Annotated in this window: 23 protein-coding genes; 6 read left to right on the forward strand and 17 right to left on the reverse strand. The window is 67.3% G+C overall.

The features are described 5' to 3' along the window. Positions 1–4 precede the first annotated feature (4 nt). Entirely contained in the window at positions 5–2,635 is a 2,631-nt protein-coding gene (locus CETAM_RS06530) for a cation-translocating P-type ATPase (RefSeq protein WP_156228094.1), read from the reverse strand. A gap of 366 nt (positions 2,636–3,001) precedes the next feature. On the opposite strand from CETAM_RS06530, the gene CETAM_RS06535 reads away from it, so the two are divergent. From CETAM_RS06535 to CETAM_RS06545, 3 genes are all read left to right on the forward strand, one after another. Further along, positions 3,002–4,231 carry an NAD(P)/FAD-dependent oxidoreductase gene (locus tag CETAM_RS06535; RefSeq protein WP_156228096.1) on the forward strand — a complete coding sequence of 410 codons (1,230 nt, stop codon included), beginning with the start codon at positions 3,002–3,004 and terminating at the stop codon, positions 4,229–4,231. Positions 4,232–4,247: 16 nt separating this feature from the next. Beyond that, positions 4,248–4,823, forward strand: a complete 576-nt coding sequence (locus CETAM_RS06540) for a hypothetical protein (RefSeq protein ID WP_156228098.1) — start codon at positions 4,248–4,250, stop codon at positions 4,821–4,823. A gap of 250 nt (positions 4,824–5,073) precedes the next feature. Beyond that, positions 5,074–5,328 carry a hypothetical protein gene (locus CETAM_RS06545; RefSeq protein WP_156228100.1) on the forward strand — a complete coding sequence of 85 codons (255 nt, stop codon included), beginning with the start codon at positions 5,074–5,076 and terminating at the stop codon, positions 5,326–5,328. Positions 5,329–5,472: 144 nt separating this feature from the next. Here the strand turns inward: CETAM_RS06545 and CETAM_RS06550 are convergent, their stop codons facing one another. The 3 genes from CETAM_RS06550 to CETAM_RS13815 are packed head-to-tail and all read right to left on the reverse strand — an operon-like array spanning position 5,473 to position 6,702. Continuing rightward, positions 5,473–5,646: a DUF2919 family protein gene (locus CETAM_RS06550; protein WP_156228102.1), complete on the reverse strand. Its 174-nt coding sequence runs from the start codon at positions 5,644–5,646 to the stop codon at positions 5,473–5,475. Next, on the reverse strand, positions 5,646–6,347 hold the full coding sequence (locus CETAM_RS06555; RefSeq protein ID WP_156228104.1) for a YceI family protein: 702 nt from the start codon (positions 6,345–6,347) through the stop codon (positions 5,646–5,648). Before CETAM_RS06555 ends, CETAM_RS06550 begins: the two co-directional genes overlap by 1 nt. A 7-nt stretch (positions 6,348–6,354) precedes the next feature. After that, a complete protein-coding gene (locus CETAM_RS13815) occupies positions 6,355–6,702 on the reverse strand; it encodes a hypothetical protein (protein WP_231587610.1) in 348 nt (115 codons plus the stop codon). Between the two features lie 129 nt (positions 6,703–6,831). Between CETAM_RS13815 and CETAM_RS06560 the strand changes: the two genes are divergently transcribed. Beyond that, the gene (locus tag CETAM_RS06560; protein ID WP_156228106.1) at positions 6,832–7,209 is read left to right on the forward strand and encodes an RNA polymerase-binding protein RbpA; all 378 of its coding nucleotides are present in this window, start codon (positions 6,832–6,834) and stop codon (positions 7,207–7,209) included. A 90-nt stretch (positions 7,210–7,299) separates the two neighbouring features. On the opposite strand, the gene CETAM_RS06565 is transcribed toward CETAM_RS06560, so the two are convergent. The 4 genes from CETAM_RS06565 to CETAM_RS06580 are packed head-to-tail and all read right to left on the reverse strand — an operon-like array spanning position 7,300 to position 11,531. After that, positions 7,300–8,103 carry a polyprenol monophosphomannose synthase gene (locus CETAM_RS06565; protein ID WP_156228108.1) on the reverse strand — a complete coding sequence of 268 codons (804 nt, stop codon included), beginning with the start codon at positions 8,101–8,103 and terminating at the stop codon, positions 7,300–7,302. Next, positions 8,100–9,653 carry an apolipoprotein N-acyltransferase gene (gene lnt, locus CETAM_RS06570; RefSeq protein WP_156228110.1) on the reverse strand — a complete coding sequence of 518 codons (1,554 nt, stop codon included), beginning with the start codon at positions 9,651–9,653 and terminating at the stop codon, positions 8,100–8,102. The genes CETAM_RS06565 and lnt overlap by 4 nt, the downstream gene beginning before the upstream one ends. Continuing rightward, positions 9,650–10,204 carry an FxsA family protein gene (locus tag CETAM_RS06575; RefSeq protein WP_156228112.1) on the reverse strand — a complete coding sequence of 185 codons (555 nt, stop codon included), beginning with the start codon at positions 10,202–10,204 and terminating at the stop codon, positions 9,650–9,652. The genes lnt and CETAM_RS06575 overlap by 4 nt, the downstream gene beginning before the upstream one ends. A gap of 10 nt (positions 10,205–10,214) precedes the next feature. Continuing rightward, the gene (locus CETAM_RS06580; protein WP_231587611.1) at positions 10,215–11,531 is read right to left on the reverse strand and encodes a lipase family protein; all 1,317 of its coding nucleotides are present in this window, start codon (positions 11,529–11,531) and stop codon (positions 10,215–10,217) included. 29 nt (positions 11,532–11,560) lie between these two features. On the opposite strand from CETAM_RS06580, the gene CETAM_RS06585 reads away from it, so the two are divergent. Next, positions 11,561–12,226: a hypothetical protein gene (locus CETAM_RS06585; RefSeq protein WP_156228114.1), complete on the forward strand. Its 666-nt coding sequence runs from the start codon at positions 11,561–11,563 to the stop codon at positions 12,224–12,226. Positions 12,227–12,236: 10 nt separating this feature from the next. On the opposite strand, the gene CETAM_RS06590 is transcribed toward CETAM_RS06585, so the two are convergent. The 3 genes from CETAM_RS06590 to CETAM_RS06600 are packed head-to-tail and all read right to left on the reverse strand — an operon-like array spanning position 12,237 to position 14,883. Next, positions 12,237–12,968: an SDR family oxidoreductase gene (locus CETAM_RS06590; protein WP_156228116.1), complete on the reverse strand. Its 732-nt coding sequence runs from the start codon at positions 12,966–12,968 to the stop codon at positions 12,237–12,239. Positions 12,969–12,973: 5 nt separating this feature from the next. Then, positions 12,974–13,762 carry a 4,5-DOPA-extradiol-dioxygenase gene (ygiD, locus tag CETAM_RS06595; protein ID WP_156228118.1) on the reverse strand — a complete coding sequence of 263 codons (789 nt, stop codon included), beginning with the start codon at positions 13,760–13,762 and terminating at the stop codon, positions 12,974–12,976. Between the two features lie 5 nt (positions 13,763–13,767). Further along, complete coding sequence (locus CETAM_RS06600) at positions 13,768–14,883, reverse strand: M24 family metallopeptidase (RefSeq protein WP_156228120.1); 1,116 nt, start codon at positions 14,881–14,883, stop codon at positions 13,768–13,770. Between the two features lie 35 nt (positions 14,884–14,918). On the opposite strand from CETAM_RS06600, the gene CETAM_RS06605 reads away from it, so the two are divergent. Beyond that, complete coding sequence (locus CETAM_RS06605; protein ID WP_156228122.1) at positions 14,919–15,530, forward strand: S1 family peptidase; 612 nt, start codon at positions 14,919–14,921, stop codon at positions 15,528–15,530. Here CETAM_RS06605 and CETAM_RS06610 read toward each other — a convergent pair whose 3' ends face one another. From CETAM_RS06610 to pafA, 6 genes are read right to left on the reverse strand one after another with little or no spacing between them, the layout of a single operon-like run. Beyond that, the gene (locus CETAM_RS06610) at positions 15,531–18,323 is read right to left on the reverse strand and encodes a DEAD/DEAH box helicase (RefSeq protein WP_156228124.1); all 2,793 of its coding nucleotides are present in this window, start codon (positions 18,321–18,323) and stop codon (positions 15,531–15,533) included. Between the two features lie 46 nt (positions 18,324–18,369). Next, complete coding sequence (gene tatC, locus CETAM_RS06615; RefSeq protein ID WP_407923961.1) at positions 18,370–19,359, reverse strand: twin-arginine translocase subunit TatC; 990 nt, start codon at positions 19,357–19,359, stop codon at positions 18,370–18,372. A gap of 18 nt (positions 19,360–19,377) precedes the next feature. Beyond that, positions 19,378–19,674: a Sec-independent protein translocase subunit TatA gene (gene tatA / locus CETAM_RS06620; protein ID WP_156228126.1), complete on the reverse strand. Its 297-nt coding sequence runs from the start codon at positions 19,672–19,674 to the stop codon at positions 19,378–19,380. Between the two features lie 52 nt (positions 19,675–19,726). Continuing rightward, on the reverse strand, positions 19,727–20,704 hold the full coding sequence (locus CETAM_RS06625; RefSeq protein WP_156228128.1) for a helix-turn-helix transcriptional regulator: 978 nt from the start codon (positions 20,702–20,704) through the stop codon (positions 19,727–19,729). Then, entirely contained in the window at positions 20,704–21,657 is a 954-nt protein-coding gene (locus tag CETAM_RS06630) for a helix-turn-helix transcriptional regulator (RefSeq protein WP_156228130.1), read from the reverse strand. Before CETAM_RS06630 ends, CETAM_RS06625 begins: the two co-directional genes overlap by 1 nt. Further along, positions 21,658–23,094 (reverse strand): Pup--protein ligase, encoded by a 1,437-nt coding sequence (gene pafA, locus CETAM_RS06635; RefSeq protein WP_156228132.1) that lies wholly within the window; start codon positions 23,092–23,094, stop codon positions 21,658–21,660.

Consider the following 23,094-nt stretch of genomic DNA (forward strand, 5'->3'; position numbering starts at 1 on the left):
CTCGCTACCCTTCAGGCTTCAGCGGAGGGGGATCTGCCGGACGCTGACTGCCAGCACGAGACCTGTTGTCCCGCCGTCGATGCCGGAGAAACTTGTGCAGACCATCCACCGACAGCAGGGTCGGAACGACCAGGAGAGAGAACAGCGCACCCTCCAGCGGCGGGGGCGCGTGACCGAGCACCCCGGCCAACGGGGCGAAGAAGAGGAAGAAGAGCAGGAGCGCCACTTCGACGAGGACCGCCACCAGCAGCATTCTGTTGCTGAACCAGTTGATCCTCCAGGCCGGGCGGGTGGCGCTGCGGCAGGCCACGGCATTGGCCATCTGGCCCACGACCACCGTGCAGAACGCCGCACCGGAGGCCGTGGCCAGCAAGCCCGGCGCAGGTTGCGCACCCCAGGTCCATCCTGAGCCCCACAGCACCAGGGTGAAGATCCCCAGGGCGAACGCTGCCTGCACCGGTCCGAGCACCACAAACACCCGCGTCAGCAGTGCTCCGTCCATGAGGTGACGCTTTTCGGGTGGCTTCCGCAGAACATCCGGACTCGGTTTCTCTCCGCCGAGGGCGAGCGCGGGAAGCAGGTCGGTGCCGATGTCCAACGCCAGGATCTGGAGCACCCCGAGCGCCAGGGGGAAGCTCCCGCCCGACAGAATCCACACCACGAACGGTAAGAGCTCCGACACGTTACTCGTCAGGTGGTAGGTGAGGAAACGGCGGATGTTGGTGTAGGTCGCGCGTCCCTGTTCCACGGCGATGATGATGGTGGCGAAGTTGTCGTCGAGAAGCACCAGGTCGGCGGCCTCCCGGGCGACGTCAGTGCCCGTCATGCCCATCGCCACACCGATGTCGGCCTCACTGAGCGCCGGGCCGTCATTGACCCCGTCACCGGTCATCGCGAGCACATGCCCCCTCCGCTGCAGGGCGCGGGCGATGGCGAGCTTCTGTTCGGGAGAGACGCGACTGACCACCACGCCATCATGATCGATCAGTTCGCCCAGGGATTCCTCATCCGGGGGAAGATCCCTGCCCTCGACGACCACAGGATCACCCAGTGCAAGCCCGGTCTGCCGCGCGATCGCCGCGGCCGTGACCGGATGGTCCCCCGTGATCATCGCAATCCTGATTCCTGCCTGACGGGCCTGCCGGATCGCCTCCGGAACGCCCGGACGCGGGGGATCGTGCAGACCGACCAACCCCTCCAGGACCAGGTCATGCTCAAGCTCCTCCGGTGCCGCCTCATCCACCCGCGTTCCCCGGGGGAGAGTTCGACTGGCCACCGCGAGAACCCGAAGGCCACGATTGGCCATGCCCGTGAGTTCCTCGGAGGCCCGGTCCGCCAGCCCGGTGTTACTGCACAAGGGCAGCATGCTCTCCGGAGCGCCCTTCACCAGCAGCTCCGCCCCCAGGATGACGGATTCCCGCCGCCTCACCGGATCGAAGGCGAAACGCCTGGTGGGTTCCGGATCCGACAGCCCCACCGGCCCCGCCAGGCGATGTGCCAGGGCATCGAGAGCCGCCTCCATCGGGTCTCCGTCAGCGATCCACTCTTCCCCGGCGCGCCGGATGCGGCCCCGTGACGCGGTTCTGGCAGCCCACGCGAGCCGCCGCGCCGGGTCTGTCGCGGACGATGGGCCGGTGATCCCGGCGACGGGGGAGTAGCCCTCGCCGTCGACGGCCACCATCCCTTCCGGAGTCCAGACCTCGACGACGTTCATGCGGTTCTGGGTGAGTGTTCCGGTCTTGTCCGTGCAGATGAAGGTCGCGGAACCCAGAGTCTCCACCGCCTGGAGATTCCTCACCAGCGCGTTGCGGTCGGCCATCCGCTGGGCACCCACGGCCAGGGACAGGGTGACCGTGGGGAGCAGGCCCTCGGGGATCATGGCCACGGCCACTCCGATGGCGAACAACAGTGCGTTGTGCAGAGGCGTGCCCACCAGAATCGAGATGATGCAGAAGGTGACGCCGAATCCCAGTGCCACCGAGGAAATCGTCCGGACGACCCGACGCAACTCCCGCTGCAGTGGCGTGGGAGGCGGGACCACGTGTGACGTCAGGGAGGCGATCTCTGCCAGTCGGGTGTTGTTTCCCGTGGCGGTGACACAGGCCTCGGCCGTACCGTTGGCAAGGAATGTCCCGCCGAATCCTGCATCGCCGGCTTCCTTGACCACCGCCAGGCTCTCGCCGGAGAGCATCGACTCGTCCGCGGTGCAGCTGTCTGTACTTAAAAAAGTGAGGTCGGCCGGCAGGCGGTCTCCGGCCGCGAGAATGACCACATCACCGGGAACCACCTCGGCGGCCGGCACCTTCGTCGGGGCACCATCCCGCACGACGGTGACCTGCGTCGGCAACAGCCCACGGAGTTTGGCGGCGGCCTGGGTCGCGCGTTCCTCCTGCGCGAAAGCGAACAATCCGTTGATGATCACCACCGCGCTGACCGCAATTGCCAGCTCAGGTATGCGTGCCACCAGGGCGAGGGCGGCCGCGCCCCAGAGAAGTAACGCGAAGAAGTTCGTGAACTGGCTGAGGAACCGCCGCAACACCGGGACCCGGCGCACCCCGGGAAGCTCATTCGTTCCGGTGTCCGCCAGGCGTTTTCTGGCCTCAGCCGAGGTCAGGCCCTGTTCCCTGGTCTCCATGGGGTCAACCCGGTTGCGGGGAAGAGGAGGACAGCGGGGCCGGGGTGGTGTGATGCGTGGCAGAGAAGGGAGATCTTCTCATCCTGCCTCCTTGCGCCGGAAAATCCGAGTGGTGCAGTAGAGCAAGGTTCGTCTCGCCGAGTGAAAAGGACCTCGTCCAGCGCCATTTTCCCACACCCTGTCCCTCCCGATCCTCCACTCCGGGCACCGTTATCCGATCGTTGGACTTCGCTGCTTGTCCACGCCTCAGTCGCTCTCAGATGACCTCAACCAGAGGCCCACGACTCGAGGGCCACCACACAAAGGAAAGGGTATTGTGGGCTACAACACACTACTATCCACTCTTCCCAGGACGGTGCAGGCAGCATGTCGAACCCGAATGAAGTGAAATCAACCCTGAAGCCCGCTTATGACCATGTCATCGTCGGGGGCGGGGTGGCCGCAGACAAGGCGGCTCGCGCAATCCGGGAGGAGGCGCCGGATGCTTCGGTACTGATCATCTCGGATGTCAGTGACGGCCCACTCTACCGGCCGGGGTTGTCGAAGGACCTGTGGCTCAAGGCTGACGCGACCCTGGAAGGAATTGACCTGGGCACCACTGAAACCGGAGCTGAACTGCTCCTGGGCACGACGGTGACCGCACTTGATCCGGAGGCACACGCCGTGACCACCTCGGACGGTCAACAGGTCGGCTACGGTCGTCTGTTGCTGGCCACCGGAGCTGCGGCCCGCCACATCGACACCCCGGACGATGACCGCATCGTCTACTACCGCAATGCCGACGACTACCGCCACCTGCGCTCCCTGGTCTCCGAGGGCATCCGGGTCGCCATCGTGGGCGGCGGTTACATCGCGTCCGAGATCGCCGCCGGACTGGCTGCCGCGGGGGCCGACGTCAGCGTCCATTTCCCGGACAGCCGCCTGCTGGAACAGATGTTCCCCGATTCGATCACCAGCCACCTCGCGGAGGTCTACGAATCAAAGGGCATCAGCCTGAACAGCGGTTTCTTCCTCTCCTCAATCCACGCGGGTCGCCGACTCACCCTGGAGTCCCGGTCCGGCGAGAAGGTGGAGGCCGACGTGGTCGTCCTCGGCCTGGGCGCGGTACCTAATGTCCAACTGGCTGAGGAGGCAGGCCTGGAGATGGAGCAAGGGGGAGTGAGCGTCGACGAGACCCTGGCCACCAGCGCCCCGGACGTCTACGCAGCAGGCGATATCGCCACCTTCTCTGATCCGATCCTCGGCCGCCGGCGTGTCGAGCACATGGCCAACGCGGAGCGTTCCGGCGATGCGGCCGGAAGAACCATGGCGGGCACGCGGACCGAGTACCGTTACACCCCGTTGTTCTGGTCGGACCTCTTCGACGACGGCTATGAGGCTCTCGGTGAAACACGCACCAACCACCGGATCGAGGAGGTGTGGAACGACGCCCATGACGCTGCGGTCCTGTACTACCTGGATGGGGACGTCGTCCGTGGCGTGCTGATGTGGAACACCTGGGGTGCCGTTCCCAAGGCCCGTGAGGTGATGCAGGCCTCGAAGGAAGGCCGACTGAAGGTCTCGGAACTGGCCGGCCAGATCACGCCCGGCGGCTAGCGACGGGATAGGCATCATGCCTGTTCACCGTACGTACGCCGCCTTGTGGTGGCTCCCTGTCGGCGCCGGCGGACACTTCGTCGTCCACACGAGCCACTGGTGGGAGGTGATGACGGCACGTCGCGAGCATCGACCCCCGCAACCTCTCTTTCATGCGGCGCTGGAGGTGTTCGATGGGGAGGCAGGCCACGTCATTGAGATGACCCCGGCATGGGGTCAGAAGGTGGAGGCCAGGGGAGTGGTGGCGACCGGGCCCGTGGGGGCGGGGTTTCTGGGCCGATCGCGGCTGTTCCGCTACGAAGTGCGCTGCTGGAGAGACGGCGTCATCCCTGATCGTGACTTTGCGGTTGGAGAAGCCTCCCTGATCCGGCTCACCGGCCGCGAGGTGTCGGACATGCTGGCGAGGACCGCTGAAGTCCCGCCACTGACGTGGGGAAGAGACGAAGTGGGAATCGGGGATATGTGGAACTCGAACTCGCTCATCGCCTGGCTGCTCCACACCGGGGGCATCGATGCCCGCAGTTTCGCTCCGCCGGATCCCGGGCGGGCACCTGGTTGGCTGGCGGGCATCGTCGTGGCTGAGCGCCGGTGAGTGAAGCATTATGTCAGATCAGGCGGAGGTGGTCGAGATGGGTGATTCTCCTGCCGGACGTTCCCGTCGCTGCGCCCGGCTCGTGGGAAATCGCCCTGAAGGTTCCGGGAGCCGACGCAACCGTCCGGGAAAGGGCTGGCGGGCGAACTCGAAGCCGGCAGCCGTGTTTCATGTCAACGGACAAAAGACACCCGGTGGGGAGCTGTGCCCGGATCTGAAATGACATAATGTACATTATCGGACAATCGGTATGACCTGCCCGGGTCGGCCGGACGGCGACTCGGTCCGCATGTCGTTCCGCGCCGACGTGCACCGCCGCCACCGCAACGCCCGCCCGTGGCGTCGGCTCGGACTCGCCGCACTCCGGCGCTGTCCCGCACGGCCCGCCGCGAGCAGCCTCCTGCGTGACGGCGGACTGTGCGCCGTTGCGCACCCGCAGATCTTTCCGCCCCGACACCTGCCGAGCACTCCCTGGGTCCGGCCGCGTCGGCCGGACTACAGCTGACGTCCACCCCGGCCCGTAGCCATGCCCTGGCGCCCGACATGCTTCGTTCCCGCCGAAAGCGAAAAATGCCCGTCGGCCGCCTCTTTCTCACGACCTCCGGGCCGGTCTATTTACGTCACTGTGACGTAAATAGACCCCATCTCGCTACTGCCGTTCACGCTGCCGATATGCGTACCAGAGCTGCCAGACGGACACCAGGACCAGGATGCCGGCGATGATGCCGACGATCCAATGACCCTGCCAGGCGACGAAGACGCCGAACGCCAGGATGACAATCAGGCGCAGCCAGATCATCGGGATCATCCGGGAAGGAGTCATCAGTTCTTCTCCAGGGCGAGCCGGATGTTCAGCTCGCCCACGTCGTCGATCTTGGCGGCGACGAAGTCCGGCGATTCGACGCCGTACTCGTGGCGGTCGATCAGGACGTCGCCGGAGACGATGAGACGTTCGGCGTCGCGAAGCACATCAAACTCGTGGCTCAGGGGGCGGGTCTCCCCGCGGATCTCCAGCTCGCCGGTCAGCGTCAGCTTGGCCGGGGTTCCGTTGCCCGGGACCTGGGAGACGTCAGCCGGTTCGGTGATCCTGAAGGTGGCCGTCGGGAACTCGTTGGTGTTGAGGATCTTGTTGCGGACGTTGATGTCGCGCCGCTCATTGTCGGTGGACACCTCGGCCATGTCGACGGTGATTTCGCCGGCCCTGAGGGTGCCGGCCTCAATCGTCGCATAGCCCTCGACGGCCTGGGTGGAGCCGGAGGTCTGGCGGCGGTCAGACGGCAGGATCTCGAAGAAGGTGAAGCCGACCGACGTGGTGTTCTGGTCGCGGGTATGGGCGACCTGCCAGTCGCCGTTGATGTCCGTCGACGCCGGCTGGGCGTTCTGTGCGGACAGTCCTTCAGTACGGACGCCCGGACCCATCACTGCGGCTACCAGCACGGGCACCACGGCCACCAGGGCGAGCGCCACGATGAGTACGACGAAGATCGCGATGACGATCTTGTTGGCGGATTTCTGCTGGGACATCCTCTTGTTACCTCAACTTTTCAATCGTCCGTGCGAGCGCAACCAGTTCGGTGCAGAGGACGCGCATTTCTTCCGGTTCTGCGCCTTCCGCAGATGCGGTCGCCACGTCCTCGGCCGCGCACCGCAATTCGAAGAGCGAATCCCGCAGTGCCGCGACGCGGTCCGGATGAATGATAACTGCTTCCGCCGGGATACTGGTACCTGCAACATTGTGTCGCTGTTCATACGCCCGCTGCTTGCATGATCTGCTGCAGTACTTCCGCGGTCTGCCACGGCCGGTGCTCATGAGCTCCTTGCCGCACCACGCGCAGGAAGTGACGGGATGGGTCGGAGATATCGTCACGTGACACACCATAACCGATCCTTGCCATGTGCAGGGAACAAACCGGGTGGCGAGTCCGTTATAATGGTACGTCTACAAGTGAACCAGGCGAGATGGCCTGCTTAGGTTCCCCGGGAATGCAACGAAAAGGATGATGCCGCAATGGCAGATCGCGTACTCCGCGGCAGCCGCATGGGTGCCGTCAGCTATGAAACTGACCGCGACCACGACCTTGCCCCGCGCCAGATGGTGAAGTACCGCACAGACAGCGGCGAGATCTACGAGGTCCCGTTCGCCGAGGACGCGGAGATCCCCGAGGAGTGGATGTGCAAGAACGGCCAGCTGGGAACCCTCATGGAGGGCGAGGGCGTCGAGTCCAAGCCTGTCAAGCCCCCGCGTACTCACTGGGACATGCTGCTCGAACGTCGCTCCATCGAGGAACTGGATGTGCTCCTGGAGGAGCGCATCGAGCTGCTGCGTAAGCGTCGTCGTTCCGCGGCCCGTCTGCTCAAGGAGCAGCAGGCCAAGGAAGGCGAGTAACCCCCAGGTTCGCCTACGACCGATCCCCTCCCCGACCCTGTCCCAGGGCCTCGGGAGGGGATTTTTCTTCCCCCGCACAGTGCTGATCTATCAGCGCCTGCGGTTGCGATTCCAGCGGTTGTACTCGTAACCGATGACACTCCTGGTCACTCCGGCCATTTCTGCGAGCTGCCCCGCACGGTGCTTGACGCCCCAGCGTGTGACCTCGAAGAGGGAATCCTTGACGAAGCTGCCGTCGAGCTTCGATTCGCCGATCTCACGCTCGGTGAAGGTGATGGGAACCTCGCGGACGTCGAAACCAGCGACATTCGCACGCCACGCGAGGTCAACCTGGAAGATGTAGCCGGCGTTCGACAGCTCATCCAGATCCATCTCCTCGAGCACCGCGCGACGGTAGGCGCGGTAGCCGGCGGTCATGTCGGAGAGGCCACCTCCCAGCATCAGCGAGATGTAGGCGTTTCCACCCTTGGACAGGATCCAGCGCTTCTTCGGCCAGTTGACCACCTTGCCGCCCGGGACGTAACGGGAACCGATGACCAGATCCGCCCCGGCATCGATCTCGGCCAGCAGGAGGTGGAGCTGCTCGGGGGCATGGGAGCCGTCGGCGTCCATCTCGCACAGGACGGTGTATTCGCGCTCCAGACCCCACTGGAAACCCGCCACGTAGGCGCCGCACAGTCCGCCCTTGCCCTCGCGGTGGAGGACGTTGACGTGCTCGTCCTCGGCCGCGAGCTCATCGGCTTTGGCGCCGGTGCCGTCGGGGCTGTTGTCGTCGACGATGAGGATGTCGACCTCCGGGGTGGCGGCGCGGACGCGTCCGACGATGAGCGGGAGGTTCTCCAGCTCGTTGTAGGTGGGGATGATAACCAGGGTCGCGTCACTGGGGTTGGTCACGATGGTCTCCTTCTGGATGTTGTCGGTCGCCGCTTTCCTGTGGCAGGAAGCGGCTTCCGGCGGGCGGCCACCAGGGCGGCGGCCAAGAACATGCCTCCCAGGATTATAAGTCCCCACTGAACGACCTGGCCGTACCGGGCCGCGAACGTGATGGAATCACGCAGCGGGAGCGTCTCCACGAGGGTGCCGGGGTGGAAGATCCCGGTCTTCTGGCTGACGGAGCCGTCGGGGTGGATGATGGCGGAAACGCCGGAGGTGGCGGCAACGACCAGGGCCCGGTCGACCTCGATGGCACGCATCCGGCTCATGGCCAGCTGCTGGTAGGTCATGTCGGTGAAGCCGAAGGTGGCGTTGTTGGTGGGCGTGCTCAGCAGCTGGGCGCCGTCCAGGACCGCCTGGCGGTAGGCCGGGTCGAAGGCCACCTCGTAGCAGGTGGCCACGCCCACGATGACGTCCCGCATGCGGACCGTGAACTCGGGCGGGCCGGGCTTGAAGTCGCCGGCCTGGTCCACGTAGGGCGAGAACATTCGGAAGAAGTCCCGCAGGGGCATGTATTCGCCGAAGGGCTGGAGGAAGTGCTTGTGGTGGTGGTCGCCCCGGCCGGTCTCCGGGTCCATCACGACCATGGTGTTGCGGTCGCCGACCTCGTCGCGGGTGATGGTGCCCACCAGCACCGGCGCATCCACGGCCGCGACCCCCCGGTCGACCAGCTCGCCGGCACGCTCGTCGGCGAAGGGATTGACGTCGGAGGAGTTCTCGGGCCAGATGACCAGGTCGAGTTCCTGACCGCTCTCCCCCACCTGCGCGGCAAGCTGTTCGGTGACCTTGACGTGATTGCCCAGCACCGCCCGGCGCTGGGCGTTGAAGTCCAGGCCCATGCGCGGGACGTTGCCCTGGACTGCGGCGACGGTGACGTCGCCGACGGTTGCGTCTTCGTGGTTGACCACGGTCAGGCCGGTGAGCAGTCCGGCCAGCAGGGGCACGATCGCCATGACAACCGCCGTCACCCGGACCCGACGGTCCCGGACGAACAGGCCCGCGAGTCCGGCACCGACCATCACGGTGGCCAGGGTGACCAACGCGGGGCCACCCCAGACGACGAGGTTGGCCAGCGGCCCGTTGATCTGGCCCCAGGCCAGGCGCACCCAGGCGAAACCGCCGAAGGGGAAGGAGCTGCGTACCCATTCGACGAACAGGTAGACGAAGGGGAAGGCGAGGAATCCGTAGCGCCAGCGCGCGACAGCCACGCCGCCCAGGCCGGTGATCAGCGCGGAGAGGGCGCAGAAGAGGGCGAGCGCCACGTAGGGCAGGTTCCCCACGAACTCGCCGATCCACGGCAGCATGAACAGGTAGAGCACCAGGGCGTGGACGAATCCGAGCAGAGCGCCCGCGCGCAAGGACGGCCCGGGGCGCCCCTTCCAGGGCATCAGGCTGATGTAGAGCCCCGCCATGCCGAAGACGGCCATGAACCACCAGCCCAACGGTTCGTTGGAGGTGAAGGCGAGGAAGCCGGAGGCTGCGGCGAGGAACAGGCGCAGCAGGAGGGTCACTCCCTGTCCCCCGGCTTGCCGCCGGTGGAATCCCCGCCGAAGTCCTCGGGGCGGATGTTGCGGGTCCATTCCTCGATCTCGGATTCCTCGATGACCTCGCCTGCGGGCTCGTCGGAGCGCTGGCCTTCCGGATCGACGAAGCTGCCGTAGCTGGTGGTGGAACGGTTCGCGTTGGTGGCCTCGAAACTGCGCACACCGAGGTTCTCGATGGACTTGACCAGCTTCGCGGCGAGCATCCTGCGCGCCAGGGAGCGGGTCGGAGGGAAGATCAGGAACAGGCCCACCACAGATGACGCGATACCGGGGGTGCCCGCGAGAATGGCGCCGGCGGTGAGCAGGCCGTAATCACCCGCCAGACGGCCGGCGCTGATGCGCTGGGCGGCGGCCAGGCGGCCGACGCGCTGCATCTCCACGAACGCGCTGACCAGCCCCAGGGCCATCAGGGCGAACAGCAGGAGCAGGGCCCAGCCGACGCCGAGCCAGGAGGCGACCGCCCAGAAGGTCAGGGCCTCGATGAAAAGTAGGGGGAAGATTGCGAAGATCAACGGCACGTCTGCCACACTACCTGCACAGTTGATCGATCAACCAGCCGACGTTTCCGGGCAGATGCCGGTAATAGGGCCCGAAATGGTTCGCGCCGGTCCTGCCCGGAAGCCTCGGTGTGCGGTCCTCGAGCCAGGTGATCCGGGTGCCCTGCGCACGCCATGCGTCCCGCAGGTCGAGGACCTGCTGGACGGGGACGACGTCGTCATTACGCGAACCCCACAACAACACGGGAACGGACGGGCCCGCAGCACCGAGTTCACGACGGTCGAATTCGGCGTTGACGTGGGGGAGGTCGTCGAGAAGCTCGCCGAGGGGCACACCGGAGTGTGTCCAGCGGGCCGTGCTGCGCCACCCGGAGGTGAACACGGAGCTGACCGCACAGGTGGCGGTGTCCGCGAGGAAGTGGTCCATGCCCTCCCGGGTGAGGCTGCTGAGGATCTCGGCGCGGATCTCCGGGGAGACGACCAGCAGGCCCGCGACCGCGTAGGAGAGCACGCCGGTGACCAGGGAGCCGTCGAGATGGCGCAGGACCTCGTTCAGGCGGGAGGGCGGGGCACCCACCACAGCGGCACGGGCCGTCACGTCAGGCGCGTAGCCGGGGCGCTCCAGCGCCATGCCCACCGCTGCCCCACCCTGGGAGAAGCCCCACATTCCCACCGGTGCGTCCGCTGAGAGGCCGAGGGAACGGGCGGCACGGACGGCGTCGACGAGCGCACGGCCGCCGGAGGGGTGGTCGCAGTAGAGCTGCCAGTCGAAGTCCGGGTCCCGCGGGTAGTCGGTGAGCACGACGTGGGCGCCGGCGGCGAGCAGCATGGTGACGGCGGGCAACTCGTAGGAGGCCACGATGTCGACGGGTCCGTCGAGGGTGACGCTCATGCCCACGGAACAGCTGTATGAGGGGTCGCAGTGCTTCGCCACGCCCTGGGTCGAGGGCGCGAAGGCGACGACCGGGCGTGGGCCGCCGGACCAGGGGCGGTGCGAACGCAGGAAGGCGCCGGTCGCGGTGATGGTCCGGTCGCGGGCGTCGGTGGTGACGTACTCGATGCGCCAGGCCGTCGCGGGGTTCGACCTGCCTGAGGTGCCCAGCAGACGCATGGGTGCGGAGGCCAGCAGCGTCCCCGGCTTCTCGCCGATCACCCACGTGGCGTCGTCGAAGCTCGGCTCCGCCTCCCACTCGGTGAAGCCCGGTCGGCGCGGATGCCCCTCGCGGCCCATGAGTCGGCGGGCCACTCCCCTGCCCACCTCATGCGCCAGCGGGAACCAGGCCCGGGCCATGGTCGCGCCCACGCCCGCCCGGGGGACCCGGGGGTCGGCCGCACGATTGGTGAACACCACCCCCACTGTAACTAGACTCCTCAGGCGTGACAGATATTCTGCCTGCCTTCATTGACCTCGCCCCGCCCGCCGGGGTGGTCGCCCCCGGCGGTTGGGAGCCGCTGGCCTCCCTCGCGGACGAGTACGCCTCCTCCCGCCTGCACCTCACCGAAGCTGCCCGCCTGCGCCTCTACGCGCGTTCCGACGCCGCGCTTCTCGACGCCCTCCTCTCCGCCGGATTCCAGGTGGACCCGACCGGGGGTGTCGCGCCCGCAGGTGAGATCGGGTGGCTCGCGCAGGAGGACGGCCTGGTGCACCTCGGCGCAGCACTGCCACTCGGCGCCCTGAGCTCACGAATGGCGCGGATGCTCGACGTCATCGAGGCACCCGTGACGCTGTGCCGCGACCGGGTGCTGCGCATCGAGGGGCTCAGCGAATCCGTCGCCGAACAGGTCGTGCGTGTGCTGGCGCCCCAGGGTCTGATCTTCGACGTCAACTCGCCGCTGCGTACCGTGTCCGCGTGTGTGGGCACCGGCCAGTGCGGTCTGGCGCTCTCCGACGTGCGTGGTGACGCCCTGCAGGCAGCTTCCTCCGGCGCCCTCGGCACGGGACACACCCACTTCGTCGGCTGCAGCCACCGGTGCGGCGCCCCGGCGTACCCGCACACCGAGTACCTGGCCACCGGCGACGGGGAATATGAGGTCAGCGGCTAGGTTTTCGCCCTCAGCGGGGCATGCGGCGCCAGACGGGGCGGGGGACGATCCTCATCACCCAGGCCAGCAGGCGCAGCCGCCCGGGGATCCACAGGGTGGTGCTCCCCCTGCCCGTGCGGATCTCTCTGCTGACTGCGTCGGCGACCTGCGCCGGCGTGACGGACATGGGGGCGGGCTTCATCCCCGCGGTCATGGAACCGATGACGAAACCCGGGCGGGCGGTGATCAGGCGCAGCGGGGAGTGGTGCAGGCGGTCAGCCAGCCCCTGGCAGAAGGCGTCGAGGCCGGCCTTGGTGGAGCCGTAGACGTAGTTGGCACGACGGGCCCGCCAGCCGGCGATCGAGGAGAAGGCGACGATCTCCCCGTGCGGCATCGAGTCCGCCAGCACGGTGAGCATGCTCACCTGGGCGGTGTAGTCGATGGTGGCGATCTCCGCGGCGTGCGTCTCATCCGTCTCCGCGCGGGTCTGGTCGCCGAGGATGCCGAAGGCGAGGATCGCGGTGGACACTCCACCGGCGAGCTGCTGGGCCTGCCTCACCACCTCCCGGTGGCCGGCCAGGTCGGTCGCCTCGAAGTCGAGGGTGTGGACGTCCGATGCTCCGGCGGCGCGGAGGCGGGCGGCGACGCCATCAAGCGAGGAGGGCCGACGGGCCGCGAGCACGACCACGCGCCCGGGGCACAGTCGGGCGGCGAGTTCGCCGCCGATGTCCGAGTGGCCGCCGAGAAGCAGAATGCCGTTCATGCCCTCTAGGATGCCACCCGGTATCCCGTCATGGACAGTGAGCCCATGGTGCGCTGTTCGTTGAACACGTCGACCTCGCCGCCACCGATCGCGGCGCTGACGCCGGCGATGTAGGCCAGGGGCAGGAAGTGGTCCGGGGTCGGGACGGAGCGGGTGTAGCCCTCGTGGTCGCGGAGCGCCTCCAGACGGTCCGGGTCGGTGAGCATGATGTCGCGTGCCGCCTCATCGAAGGAGTCGGCCCAGCCGAAACCGGTGTCGCCGGCGTGCCACTGCACCAGGGAGAGGTTGTGGACCACGTTGCCGGAACCGACGATGAGCACGTTGTGGTCGGTGGCGAGCTTCGCCAGGCGGGAACCCAGGGCGACGTGCTCGTGCAGCGGTTTGGAGGCGTCGATGGACAGCTGCACGACCGGGATCTTCGCCTCCGGGAACATGTGCTTGAGCACCGACCAGGTGCCGTGGTCCAGGCCCCAGTCGAGGTCGTTCTGGACCAGGGTCGGCTTGGCGATCTCGCGTACCAGCTCCGCGACCTCCGGGTCGCCCGGGGCGTTGTACTGGACTGCCGAGAGCTCGGGCGGGAAGCCCCAGAAGTCATGGATGGTGCGCGGGTTGGTCATCGCGGTGACGCCGGTGCCCTTGGTGTACCAGTGGGCGGAGACCGAGAGGATCGCACGAGGGGCGGTCTGACCGACCTCCTGGCCGAGCCGCGACCAGGTGCGGGTGTAGTCGTTGTCCTCGATGGCGTTCATGGGGGTGCCATGACCGACGAACAGGGCGTGGGTGGTGCTGCTCATGGGGGTTACCTCAGATCTCGTTGGTGACGTGTCAGCAATTCTACACTGGTATCAGATACAACAGCAATATCCTCCAGTCTCATTCCCCACCGGCCGGGCAGGTAGATACCCGGCTCGATGGAGAAGCACATCCCCGGTTCCAGGATCAGATCGTTCCCGGCCATGATGTAGGGCTCCTCATGGGTGGACAGCCCGATGCCATGCCCAGTGCGGTGGATGAAGTACTCCCCGTACCCCGCCTGCGTGATCACCTCACGGGCGGCCTGATCCACCGACTCCGCAGTCACACCCGGGCGGGCCTGAGCCACCGCGGCCGCGTGGGCCCGCTGCAGCACCTCATAGGCGGCCACCGCCGCCGGATCCGCGTGCTCCACCCCGCCGACGACGTAGGTGCGTGTCGAGTCCGAGTGGTAGCCCGGTCCCCGGGTGCCGCCGAGATCGACCACGACGACGTCGCCGAGCCCGAGCACCCGGCCGGAGTGACTGTGATGCGGGTTCGCCCCGTTGGGCCCCGAGCCCACGATGACGAAGTCCACCTGGTCATGCTCCTTGAGGATCAACGCATGCAGGTCGGCGGCCACCTGCGCCTCCGTCCGACCCACGCGCAACAGCGCGGGCACCCGCTCATGCACCCGGTCGATGGCGGTGGCCGCCCGGTACAGCTGCTCGACCTCCGCGAGATCCTTGCGCATGAACAGCTCCTTGAGCGTGGTCGCCGCCGCCACCGTCTCCCGCCCCGCCAGCTTCCGCTGCAGGTCGAGCACATGCAGCGTGGTCAGCGAGGAACCCAGCGCCACCGGACCTGTCTCCCCCAGCGCAGCCACGGCCAGTGCGTGCGCGTCCTGGCCGTCTGTCCACCCGCGGACCTCGACGTCCAGCCGGGGTACCGCCGACCGCGCGACGTCACCGGCATCCGTCGCCGGCACCACGAACACCGGAGTGCCCTCGGCGGGTACGACCAGGGCGGTGAACCGTTCATGCGAGCTCACCCAGGAACCTGTCAGGTACGCCAGTTCCGGGCCCGTCCCGATGATCAGCCCCGCCAGCCCCCGGACCCGGCACAGGCGGGCCGCCTTGACGAGGCGATCTGCGTACACGGTGGAATCGAAGAGTTCAGCCATGCCACCCATCCTAAGCATCACTACCCTGGGGCGATGTGTCCTCCTCCATCACCATCCGCCTGAAGTCCGGCCGTTCCTACTGCTCCGGCGTACTGATCAGCCCGGACCTCGACGCCGCCGCCGACGCCCGCACCGACCTGGTGCTCAGCTGCGCCCACTTCCTGCGCGAACGCACCGGGCCGATCTCGGCCAGCGGCGCCTTCTTCCCCGCCCGGGTCCTCGGCGCGGTGCGCATCCCGCGCACCGACCTCGCGGTCCTGCGCCTGGACACCCCGTCACCGCCGAAGGATCTCCTCCGCGTATCGACGTCCCCCGCCCCCTGGCTCGCCCCCACCGTCACCGAGGGTTTCGGCGGCAACCTCCGCCGCCCTGCGCAGCGGTTGGGCCGGGTGGTCGCACGATCCCCGATCGCCATGGGACGCAACCTGCGCACCTTCGTCACCTCCGCAGCGATCCTCTACAACAACCCGAAGGCGATCAAGGGAGACTCCGGTGGCCCCGTGATCGTCAACGGGGAGATCGTCGCGGTCCAGTCCATGGTCACCGACCCCCTCGGCGTGAACACCGGCATCGCCACCGTGGCGCAGGTCGCCCCGCACCGCCGCGCCATCGCCGCAGCGGTGGCAGCGCTGCAGCAGGCGTACTGACTAGTAGCCGATCGCCACGACCCCCCGGCGGATCGCGTTGATCGCGCGCCGGGCGTTGGCCTGCACGTCGGCGGTGTAGGCGGTCTTGGCCACCTGGTCGAGAAGGTCGATCACCTGACGGCACCAACGGACGAAGTCGCCCGGGGTCATCTCGGCGCCTGAATCGGCCGCGGCGGCCAGACAATAACCGAGCGGGGCGCCGGCCGCCCACTGGTGCATGGCCAGAGCGAAACCGGCCTCCGGCTCCCGGGTCATGGGCAGATTGTGGCGTTTCTCGTCGGCCGCCAGCTCAGACCAGACACGCATGGTGGCGTCGATCGCCGCGGCCATCCGGTCGGTGGGGGCGTTGGGTTCCCCCCCGGTGTACTTGCGGTTCTCGAAGGTGCACAGCGACACCGTGCCAGCCAGCTCCGCCGGGTCCAGCTCATTCCAGATGCCGCGGCGCAGACACTGGGCCACCAGCAGATCGGAGCCGATGTGGATCTGGGACAGCAGCTCGCCCTCGGGAGTGAGAACCGGAACCCGGTCCGGTCCGGTGCCCTCGAACTCGACGTAGTACATCTCCGACAGCAGCGCGATGATGCGCTCGAAGTGCCTGCCGAGGGTGTCGGTGGCCTTCTCGATGCGGGAGTTCAGACGGTCCAGCTCACGCTCTCGACGCGCCAGCTTCTCCCCCACCCGGGCCAGCTGCTCCCGGTCGGTGGGCGGCCAGGTGTGCACCGGGTGTGCGCGCAGGGCGGAACGCAGTTCGATGACCTTGGCGGAGTCACGCACCCGGGCTGCTTCGCGTATCTTCTTCGGGCGGCCGAAGCTGTGGCGCCGGAACTGGTCGACGACGTACCTGGTGTTCCTGCGCGGTTCCTTGGTCACATTGCGGGGCAGGCGCATGTGGCCGAGGGTGATGGGCGGGTTGGCGAACGACGAGGCGTCGATACGCCCGGACCAGCCCTGTTCCGTGGTCACCCACGGACGAGGATCGGAGGTCTGGTTCGCCGGGGTGACCACCACCGCCAGCACCGGGTGCTTGCGCCCCGGAATGGCGATGACGTCGCCCACCTGCAGCCTGCCCAGGAGCGTCACGGTCTCCTGCTGCCGCTGCTCCAGGGAGTAGACACGGGCGGCCTTCTCCTCGTCGCTGAGTTCACGGCGCAGGCGCATGTAGTCCATGAGCAGGACGGTCGGATCCTCGCCGTCGCGGGCGGGTGGGGCGAAGGAGGCGATGGTGTCGGCGAGCTGGGAGCGCAGCTCACGGACCCGGTGTTCGGCGCGCTCGATCTCGCGGACGTCATCGACGACGGACCCGTCGGCCTGGTACTGGGCGAAGGACTTCTCCAGCAGGCGCAGCGAGGGCTCGAATCCGATCATGTTGAGCAGGTTGACGGCCATGTTGTAGCCGGGGGCGAACGTGGAGATCAACGGGTACGTGCGTGTCGACGCCAGCCCCGCCACCGCCTTCGGGTCCATGGCCGGTGACCACTGCACCACCGCGTGTCCGATGACGTCGATGCCGCGACGTCCTGCCCTGCCCGTGAGCTGGGTGTACTGGCCAGGGGTGAGGTCGACGTGACTCTCACCGTCGAACTTGACCAGTTTCTCCAGCACCACGCTGCGTGCAGGCATGTTGATGCCCAACGCGAGCGTCTCGGTGGCGAACACCGCACGCAGCAGTCCCTGGACGAAGAGCTTCTCCACGATGTGGCGGAACGCGGGCAGCATGCCCGCATGGTGGGCGGCGAAACCGCGCTTGAGGGCCGTCTTCCACTGGGAGAACTGCAGCACCTCGAGGTCCTCCAGGGGGATGCCCTCGACGCCTTCGTTGATGATCTGCTCGATGCGCTCCGACTCCTCCGGGCTGGTCAGGACCAGATTGGAGCGCACGCACTGGAAGAGCGCACCGTCACAGCCCGCCCGGGAGAAGATGAAGGTGATCGCAGGCAGCATCTTCATGCTCTGCAACACCCGGATGACATCGGGACGCCCCACCGGACGCTGACGATCCTCCGGGCGTTTGACGCCCGCCCGGCGGCCCTCCGCACGCGCGCGGAAACCGTGACCGGACTCCCAGTCGGAGCGACCCTCCTCCGCCTGGGCGGACTCCATCCGCTCGATGCGCTCCTCCAGCTCGCGGTTGACCTGGCCGCCGGTGCCGGGTTCAAACAGCGGGTAGATCTTCCGGCCGACCATCATCCACTGCTCCAGCGGAACCGGGCGAAGGTCGGTGACCACCACGGTGGTGTCGCCGCGGACGGTGGACAGCCAGTCACCGAACTCCTCCGAGTTGGAGACGGTCGCGGACAGGCCGATGATGTTCACCCGTTCGTCGAGGTTGAGGATGACCTCCTCCCACACGGCGCCGCGTTCCCGGTCCGCGAGGTAGTGGATCTCATCCATCACCACGTGGCTCAGACGGTCGAGCGTCGGGGAGGCGGCGTAGATCATGTTGCGCAGCACCTCGGTCGTCATGACGACGATCTCGGCGTTGCTGTTGATCGACACGTCTCCGGTGAGCAGACCGACCACGTCTTCACCGTGGGCCTTGACCAGGTCGTGGTACTTCTGGTTGCTCAGCGCCTTGATCGGTGTGGTGTAGAAGCACTTCGTCCCCCGCGACAGTGCCAGCGACACCGCGAACTCTCCGACGATGGTCTTGCCGGCACCCGTCGGGGCACACACCAGCACACCATGCCCCTCCTCCACCGCCTGACACCCCTGGAGCTGGAAGTCATCCAGCGGGAAGCTCAGGCGGGCGGTGAACTCCGCGAGGTGACTCACATGACTGTCGTTGACGTCCATGGCACCCAGGTTACTGAAAGAGAAGGTCTCCTGAGCGCGGGAATTCTCAGAGCACGTCGTCGAAGTCGCCGTACGATCCGCCACCGGCCGGACGGGAGGGCTCCACGGGGGCCGGGGCGCTCACCGGAGCCGGGGCGTCGACGCCACCGGGGCCGGTGCTCAGGGGGGAGGCGGCGTCGTCGTTGAGGTCCATCCACTCGGGACGCCTGCGCTGGCGACGCTTGTCGTTCCAGCGGACGAACTGCATCGCCATCTCCACCAGAATGGTCAGGGCGAGGGCGAGGATCACCATGGAGAAAGGATCCTGGCCCGGCGTCATGAACGCGGCGAAGAGGAACAGCGAGAGGATGATCACGCGCCGCTTGTCCTTGATCGTCTCGTACTCGAGGATGCCCACGATGTTGAGCATCACGATGATCAGGGGCACCTCGAAGCTCACGCCGAAGATGAGCAGGAGCGCGAGCAGGAAGTTGTAGTAACGCTCACCGGTGAGAGCCGCCACCTGGGTCTCGTCACCGACGGTGAGCAGGAAATCCAGGCCGTAGTGCACGACGAAGTAGGCCAGCACCGCGCCGGCGCTGAAGAGCAGCACAGCGAGGGTGACGAAGGTGAAGGTGCCGCGACGTTCCTTCTTGTGCAGGCCCGGGACGATGAAGGCCCAGATCTGGTACAGCCACACCGGGGATGAGAGCACCAGGCCGGCCAGGGCACCCACCTTGAGGCGGAGCATGAACATCTCGAAGGGGCCCGTCGCCAGCAGGCGGCACTCGCCGTCGGCCGTGAAATCGGCGCGGTTCTCCGGCGGGAGCGCACAGTAGGGGCCACGCAGAATCTCACCCAGCGGGCTGAGCCCGAGGGGACTGTACTGATACCACATGAAACCCAGCACTGTGCCCACGAGCAGGGCGGCCAGGGAGATGATCACGCGGCGGCGCAGTTCCTGGAGGTGTTCGACCAGCGACATTTCGCCGGTCGACGGGCTCTTCCTCTTCCTCAGGCGCGGGCGCTGCCGGGTGACGTCACCGGACTGGGACATTGTCGACGTGACCCCGGTCTACTGCTGGTTCGGCTGGTTCGGGTACTGCTGGCCCTGCTGCGGCTGACCCGCCTGCGGGTTCGGCTGGTTCTGGGGCTGATCCCAGTAGTCCTGCTGAGGAGCGGCGATCTGGCCCGGCTGGGGCTGCTGCCCCGGCTGCGGCTGATCGTCGTTGCTCATCTCCTTGACCTCTGACTTGAAGATGCGCATCGACCGTCCGAGGGAGCGCGCCGCATCGGGAAGCTTCTTCGCGCCGAACAGCAGAATCAGCACGACGACAAGGATGATGAGCTCGGTGGGACCGATGTTGGGCATGAGAGCCTTTCAGTGGAAATCAGGGCGGACAGGGCCACGGTAACACTTCGCATTACCGGTCTGGCGCATCATCATACGCGGTCAGGGCGGATGCCGCTGAGTGATCTATCTCCCCCACCAACTCCGGCGGGCCGACCACCCTGAGCCGGTCGGACTGGCCCAGGGCGAAGCGGATCAGCCACTCCTTCGATCCCACCGGCATCCTGGCACGGACCCAGCCCTCGTCCGTGACCTCGCCGAGGGTGACAGGGAAATAGTCCGCGAGCCACGTGTGGTCCGGATGCAGGAGAAGGTCGGCCTGTTCCGCGATCATCCGGTAACCGAAGGGATCGTCGGAGTCGAAGGGCAGCTTCTCCAGATGCGGCGTGGCGGGATCGTCGAGGATCATGACCCCCCGCATCCGGTCACCCCGGAAGTTCTTGTGCTGCCCGGATTCCTCCTCCCAGGCGGTCAGGTAGGTTTCGCCGCCGGTGACGAAGATCCGGGCGGGATGGACGACGCGGACGCTGGCGCTGTCCGAGGCGAAAGACCGGTAGGTGAAGCTCACCTTCCGTCCGGTCTCCATCGCCTCGCGGAGGATCTCCTGCGAGCTCCGCTCCGCTGGGTCGTCCGCGGCGATGGAGTCGAAGATGGCCACGGCCTCGGGCCCCAGGAGACCGCGGAGCTTGGCGGCCGCGGAGATCACCGCCTCCCGGTCGGTGAGCCCCGGGGTGGCCTCCAGGGACTCGAGCGTGAGAAGCAGCGCCCCGGCTTCCGTGGGCGTCAGCCGCAGCGGCATGTCCATGCCCTGCGAATTGGCGATCTGCACCCGCTGATAGGACGCGGTCAGGTCGACCAGCTCCTCCGGCCAGGTGCCGATACCGCAGCAGGCCAGTCGACCGAGTTCGTCGATGAGTTCGGCCGGGTCCCGGCCGAGGTCCTTGGCCGCCTCCAGCACGCTGCGTTCGGGGTGCGCCTGGAAGTACGGGATGAGGTTGAGCGCCCGGACGAGGGTGTCCAGCTTCCCGGGGGAATCGGTGGTCCGGGCCATCAGGGGGCCACATCCTTCAGCAGGGCGAGGATGTCGGCGCGGACGTCGGCAGGTTCGTGTACGACCACGGCCGGGGCAAAGCCGGCGGCGGTGCGGGCCAGCCAGTCCCGGTCTACGTCGAGAAGCTCCACGAGGCCGTCGTGGCGGCGGGTGCCCGCCTCCGCGAGCTCGAGGGCGGTTCCCGGGGGGATGCTCAGGACGGCGTCGATACGTCGACGGCCGACACGCAGCGACTTCTCGACGATGTCCTGCGGGTTCTCCGGCGGTTCGGTGTGTGTGGCCCTGGTGCGTAGTGCGCGGACGTTGCGGATGCGGCGGATGCGGAAGCACCGTGGCTCGTCGCGCTCGATGTCGTGGCCCACGAGGTAGAACCGGTCGTGGAGCGGCACGAGGCTCCACGCGTCCATCACACGCCGCACCGGCTCAGAGGTGGGGGTGGCCAGGTAGTCGAAGGTCATGCGCAGACCCTGGCGAATGATGGTGAGGGTGTCCTTGAGAAGTTCCGGGGGCAGCCGGTGCAGATCATTGACGTTGGTGAACACCGGAGCCTGGGAGAGGTCACGGCTCACACCCGACGCCGCGAGCTTGGTCCAGCCTGAGCGGGCGAAGGCGCCCAGCTCACTGCTCTGCCCCATCTCGCCGGCGAGGCCGAGCACGGCCGCCTCCTCCGGGGTGAAGGTGACCTCGGGGAGGTCGTACTGGTCCGACAGCAGACGGTAGGTGGTCACGCCGTCGCCCGAGGGCGACGAGGTCAGCGGCACTCCGGCCCGCCCGAGGGTCGCGATGTCGCGTCGCAGCTTGGTCAGGAACGCATCGTCCTGGAGCCCCTGATAGCCGTTGACGTGCTCGCGGATCCATGCGGGGGTGAGCATCCGCCCGCCGTTGCGATCTGCGTCGATCAGCGCGAACACCAGGTTGGTGAGTCTGCTGACCGCCAGCTGCGTTTTGACCATCTAGTCCCTCCCGTAGGAACCGGCGTTCTCATCAAGATAGGCCAGCAGGTGGTCCACGCGCTCGTCAACCGGCTGAAAAGGGTCGAGAAGATCCACCACGCGGGGTTCCGGCTCGTTGACCTTCAGGTGGACCCAGTCGGTGGTGATGGACGCGCCGAGTTCTGCGGCGGCGGCGATGAAACGCCCGCGCAGGTGCGCGCGGGTGGTCTCCGGCGGCGTATCGACGGCCCGCGCGATCGCCTCGTCATCCGTCCACCGGTCCACCAGACCCCTGGTCTCCAGCAGGGGAAACAGGCCCCTGCCAGGCCGGATATCATGGTAGGCCAGATCGACCTGGGCGAGCTTCGGGTGGGTCCACTCCTCCCCCACCCGCTCCCGGTAGCGGTTGAGCAGGTTGAGCTTGATCACCCAGTCGATCTCGCGGTCCACGCGCGAGAAGTCCTGCGTGCGGATCGCCTCGAGCTGGCGGGTCCACAGGTCGACCACCCGGCGCAGTTCCCCGGTGGGGGTGCCCTCGTCGGGGCGCTCGTCCAGCCAGTCCGTGGCGGCGGCCAGGGTGGCCTCCTGCACCTCGAGTGCGGTGACGGTGCCACCGTCCTTGAGCAGCAGCAGGGTCGAACCGGTCATGTCGCGGGCGATGTCCCGGATGTGGCCGATGGGGTTGTCCATCTCGAAGTCGGGCAGCTCGACCCCGGCCTCGATCATCTCCAGCACCAGCATCGTGGCACCGACCTTGAGCGCGAAGGTGGTCTCGGACATGTTGGAGTCACCCACGATGACGTGCATGCGGCGGAAACGCTCGGAGTCGCCGTGCGGCTCATCACGGGTGTTGATGATCGGCCGTGCCCTCGTCGTGGCCGAAGAGATGCCCTCCCACACCTGGTCGGCGCGCTGGGAGATGAGGAAACCGGCGTCGAAACCGCCGCCCGCCCGGCCGACCATGCCCGCGCCGCAGATGAGCTGACGGGTGATCATGAACGGCAGGAGCTGCTTGCCCAGGCTGCGCAGCGGAAGGTGACGGCCGACGAGGTAGTTCTCGTGGCAGCCGTAGGAGTTGCCCACCGAGTCGACGTTGTTCTTGAACAGGTAGACACGCCCGTCGATGCCGTCCGCGGCCAGCGCCGCCTCCGACTGCTGCGCCAGCTCATCGACTATCCGGTCTCCCGCCTGCTCGTGGTTGAGCAGCTGGGTGAGGCTGTCGCATTCGGCGGTGGCGATCTCCGGGTGGGAGCCCACGTCCAGGTACAGACGGGAGCCGTTGGGCGTGAAGATGTTCGAGCTGGCGTAGCGCGACACGATCGGCCGGAACAGATACCGGGCGATCTCGTCCGGGCTCAGGGTACGGCCACCGCCGCCGGTGACCGCGGTGATGCCGTACTCGGTTTCCACGCCGACGATGCGGCGGGCGAACAGACGTCCCTCAGTGGCACTGCTCAT

Source organism: Corynebacterium comes, from assembly GCF_009734405.1.
In the GTDB taxonomy this organism is placed as follows: Bacteria; Actinomycetota; Actinomycetes; order Mycobacteriales; family Mycobacteriaceae; genus Corynebacterium; species Corynebacterium comes.

What these genes read in the sequence shown, in the direction of transcription:
- CETAM_RS06530 (WP_156228094.1), bottom strand. Translation starts at nt 2,635, where the DNA reads ATGGAGACCAGGGAACAGGGCCTGACCTCGGCTGAGGCCAGAAAACGC.
- CETAM_RS06535 (WP_156228096.1), top strand. Translation starts at nt 3,002, where the DNA reads ATGTCGAACCCGAATGAAGTGAAATCAACCCTGAAGCCCGCTTATGAC.
- CETAM_RS06540 (WP_156228098.1), top strand. Translation starts at nt 4,248, where the DNA reads ATGCCTGTTCACCGTACGTACGCCGCCTTGTGGTGGCTCCCTGTCGGC.
- CETAM_RS06545 (WP_156228100.1), top strand. Translation starts at nt 5,074, where the DNA reads ATGACCTGCCCGGGTCGGCCGGACGGCGACTCGGTCCGCATGTCGTTC.
- CETAM_RS06550 (WP_156228102.1), bottom strand. Translation starts at nt 5,646, where the DNA reads ATGACTCCTTCCCGGATGATCCCGATGATCTGGCTGCGCCTGATTGTC.
- CETAM_RS06555 (WP_156228104.1), bottom strand. Translation starts at nt 6,347, where the DNA reads ATGTCCCAGCAGAAATCCGCCAACAAGATCGTCATCGCGATCTTCGTC.
- CETAM_RS13815 (WP_231587610.1), bottom strand. Translation starts at nt 6,702, where the DNA reads ATGGTGTGTCACGTGACGATATCTCCGACCCATCCCGTCACTTCCTGC.
- CETAM_RS06560 (WP_156228106.1), top strand. Translation starts at nt 6,832, where the DNA reads ATGGCAGATCGCGTACTCCGCGGCAGCCGCATGGGTGCCGTCAGCTAT.
- CETAM_RS06590 (WP_156228116.1), bottom strand. Translation starts at nt 12,968, where the DNA reads ATGAACGGCATTCTGCTTCTCGGCGGCCACTCGGACATCGGCGGCGAA.
- ygiD (WP_156228118.1), bottom strand. Translation starts at nt 13,762, where the DNA reads ATGAGCAGCACCACCCACGCCCTGTTCGTCGGTCATGGCACCCCCATG.
- CETAM_RS06600 (WP_156228120.1), bottom strand. Translation starts at nt 14,883, where the DNA reads ATGGCTGAACTCTTCGATTCCACCGTGTACGCAGATCGCCTCGTCAAG.
- CETAM_RS06610 (WP_156228124.1), bottom strand. Translation starts at nt 18,323, where the DNA reads ATGGACGTCAACGACAGTCATGTGAGTCACCTCGCGGAGTTCACCGCC.
- tatC (WP_407923961.1), bottom strand. Translation starts at nt 19,359, where the DNA reads ATGTCCCAGTCCGGTGACGTCACCCGGCAGCGCCCGCGCCTGAGGAAG.
- tatA (WP_156228126.1), bottom strand. Translation starts at nt 19,674, where the DNA reads ATGCCCAACATCGGTCCCACCGAGCTCATCATCCTTGTCGTCGTGCTG.
- CETAM_RS06625 (WP_156228128.1), bottom strand. Translation starts at nt 20,704, where the DNA reads ATGGCCCGGACCACCGATTCCCCCGGGAAGCTGGACACCCTCGTCCGG.
- CETAM_RS06630 (WP_156228130.1), bottom strand. Translation starts at nt 21,657, where the DNA reads ATGGTCAAAACGCAGCTGGCGGTCAGCAGACTCACCAACCTGGTGTTC.
- pafA (WP_156228132.1), bottom strand. Translation starts at nt 23,094, where the DNA reads ATGAGCAGTGCCACTGAGGGACGTCTGTTCGCCCGCCGCATCGTCGGC.